Below are 2,445 nucleotides of genomic sequence, written 5' to 3'. Positions count from 1 at the left end.
TCACCCGCCCGCCCCGGCTCACGCGGCCACCCCCTGAAAGACAGGGAGCACCAGCTCCTCGTCGTACCGCCGGAATTCGAGCCGCACCGGCATCCCGATGCGCACCTTGTCGTACGGCACCCCGACCACGTCGCTCACGATCCGCACGCCCTCCGCGAGTTCGATGAGACCGACCGCGAAGGGAGGCGAGAAGGCGGGAAAGGGCGGGTGGTGCATCACGACGTACGAGTACACGGTGCCCTCCCCGCACGCCTGGACGGTGTCCCATTCCTGCGCCCCGCAGCTCGCGCACCCCGGCAGCCAGGGGAAGCGGAGGGTGCCGCAGGCGGTACAGCGCTGGATGAGGAGCCGGTGACTGCGCACGCCCTCCCAGAAGCCGGCGTTGTCCCGGTTGATCACCGGGCGGGGTCGGCGCTCCTCCGGTTCGGGTTCCCGGTGCGCCGGGGCGTACTTGAGGATGCGGAAGCGGTGGACGCCGGCCGGCTCCCCGGCCACGCGCACCACCGTGCGGGTCGTGACGAAGTACCCGGTGCCGAGCTTGGTCGTCTTGCGGCCGGAGACCGACTCGATCACGGTGTCGAAGGTGATCTCGTCACCGGGGCGCAGGGGACGGACGTAGTCCTGCTCGCAGTCGGTGGCGACGACGGCCGTGCAGCCCGCCTCGTCGAGGAGGGCGAGCAGCTCCTCGTAGGCGGGCGCGCGTCCGGCCCGGCCGCCGAGGCCGGCCATGGTCCAGGCCTGGAGCATGGTGGGCGGGGCGATGGCGTCGGGGCCGGTGTACGCGAGGTTGGTGTCCCCGATGGCCTCGCACCAGTGGCGGATCATGGGCGCGTTGACCGGATCGCGGCCGGCTCCGGCGGTCGTGGCGGGCCTTCCCTCGTAGGCCTTCAGCCGGGCCTCCAGGGCATTCCGGGCCTCCCGTACGCCTTCCGTGCCGCTGCTCATCCTCACCACACCATCCCCTGCGTCGAGGGTTTCTGACTGTCCGTCAGGTCGATGGCGATGTCAAGGTCACCGGCTTCCGAACGCGCCGAACGCCCGCGCGCGCCCTCCACGCGAAAACGTCCGCGCGGCGGCGCCGAAGCACCGCCGCGCAGACGCGTTTCCCACCCCACAGAGCACCCAGCGCGAAGGAGAGGAGGGGACCGGCGCCGGGGCGCCGGTCCCCTCAGATCACCACCAGAGCGGCGTGAAGCTGACGGCCACGTTGCTGTTCCCCTGGTTGATGGCCGTGAACGCGGAGCCGTTGACCTGCGCGGTGTTGCTCTGGTTCGAGGCGCCCGAGCCGACGGCGTTCTGCTGCGTGGTGGACGAGTTGCCGTTGTTGTCGTGCCCGACGCCGCTGCCGACGACGCTCGCGACACCCGCGTTCGATCCGTCGTCCGCGATGGCGCCGTTGTCCGCCGCCGCGACGCCGGTGAACAGAGCGGCTGCCAGCGGAAGGGCGGAGACGGCGGCGATGACGCGGGCGGTACGGATGCTTGCCATGTTGTTCCTCCAGAACGGGGACTACGCACCGGCTCGTGACCGGACGATTCAAGAAGTACGGCTTTCACCAGGGAAGTTGGCCGACCGCCCCGGTGCTGTGACGACGTCGCGAGACCAGAGTTGCCCACCGAATCCCCTCGAACCACCCTCGAAGCCATGATTAGCACGCAAGCGTGATGACAAGTCGATAAACCCCTAGCACCACTTTTCTTACCCGTGCCACCTCAACCCCCGGCAAGTCGGGCATCCACACCTCAGGCCCCACAAGAGGCGAAGCGTTCCGGCACGTTCCCGGCCGACCACACTTCCCTCGGCACGCCACCCCCTCACCCTCTTCCCTTTTTCGAACGCACGTACGAAACTGGATCCATGGCCACCACCGACCGGTACCCCCGGCAGGCCACCACGCTGGCCCTCGCCCATGCCCTGTCGGCCGCCGACCGCGGCCTGGCCGTCATCCCCCTGTCCCGGACCAAGCTCCCGGCCCTGCGCTCCCCCCACCGCGACGACCCGACGGCCCCGCCCTGCCACGGCGCCTGCGGCCGCCCCGGCCACGGCGTGTACGACGCCAGCACCGACCCCGCGCGCATCCGCGAACTCTTCGCCGCCGCCCCCTGGTCCACCGGCTACGGCATCGCCTGCGGACTCCCCCCGCACCACCTCGTCGGCGTCGACCTGGACACCAAGTCCGGCACCGACTCCACCACCGCCCTGCGCGAACTCGCCCTGCGCCACCTCTTCACCATCCCGCCCACCGTCGTCGTCCTCACCCCCTCCGGCGGCCGTCACCTCTGGCTCACCGGCCCCCCGGACGTCGTCGTCCCCAACTCGGCAGGCCGCCTCGCCCCCGGCATCGACATCCGCGGCGCCGGCGGCTACCTCGTCGGCCCCGGCTCCCGCACCGAGCACGGCGTGTACGCCACCGCCCCCGGCACGGCCCACCTCGTCCCCGCCCGC

Annotated in this window: 3 protein-coding genes; 1 reads left to right on the top strand and 2 read right to left on the bottom strand. The window is 71.3% G+C overall.

The window, feature by feature from the left end; all coding sequences use genetic code 11:
- Positions 1 to 18: 18 nt before the first annotated feature.
- Both BZL64_RS26770 and BZL64_RS26765 read right to left on the bottom strand, forming a co-directional pair.
- Positions 19 to 945, bottom strand: a complete 927-nt coding sequence (locus tag BZL64_RS26770) for a bifunctional MaoC family dehydratase N-terminal/OB-fold nucleic acid binding domain-containing protein (RefSeq protein ID WP_086771744.1) — start codon at positions 943 to 945, stop codon at positions 19 to 21.
- A 228-nt stretch (positions 946 to 1,173) separates the two neighbouring features.
- Entirely contained in the window at positions 1,174 to 1,488 is a 315-nt protein-coding gene (locus tag BZL64_RS26765) for a hypothetical protein (RefSeq protein ID WP_086771743.1), read from the bottom strand.
- Positions 1,489 to 1,857: 369 nt separating this feature from the next.
- On the opposite strand from BZL64_RS26765, the gene BZL64_RS26760 reads away from it, so the two are divergent.
- Positions 1,858 to 2,445: bifunctional DNA primase/polymerase (locus tag BZL64_RS26760; protein WP_086771745.1), on the top strand; the 588-nt coding region annotated here is incomplete at its 3' end.

The sequence above is a fragment of the Streptomyces bobili genome (assembly GCF_002154575.1).
Taxonomy (GTDB): Bacteria; Actinomycetota; Actinomycetes; order Streptomycetales; family Streptomycetaceae; genus Streptomyces; species Streptomyces bobili.
This window is presented reverse-complemented; position numbering and strand designations above follow the sequence as displayed.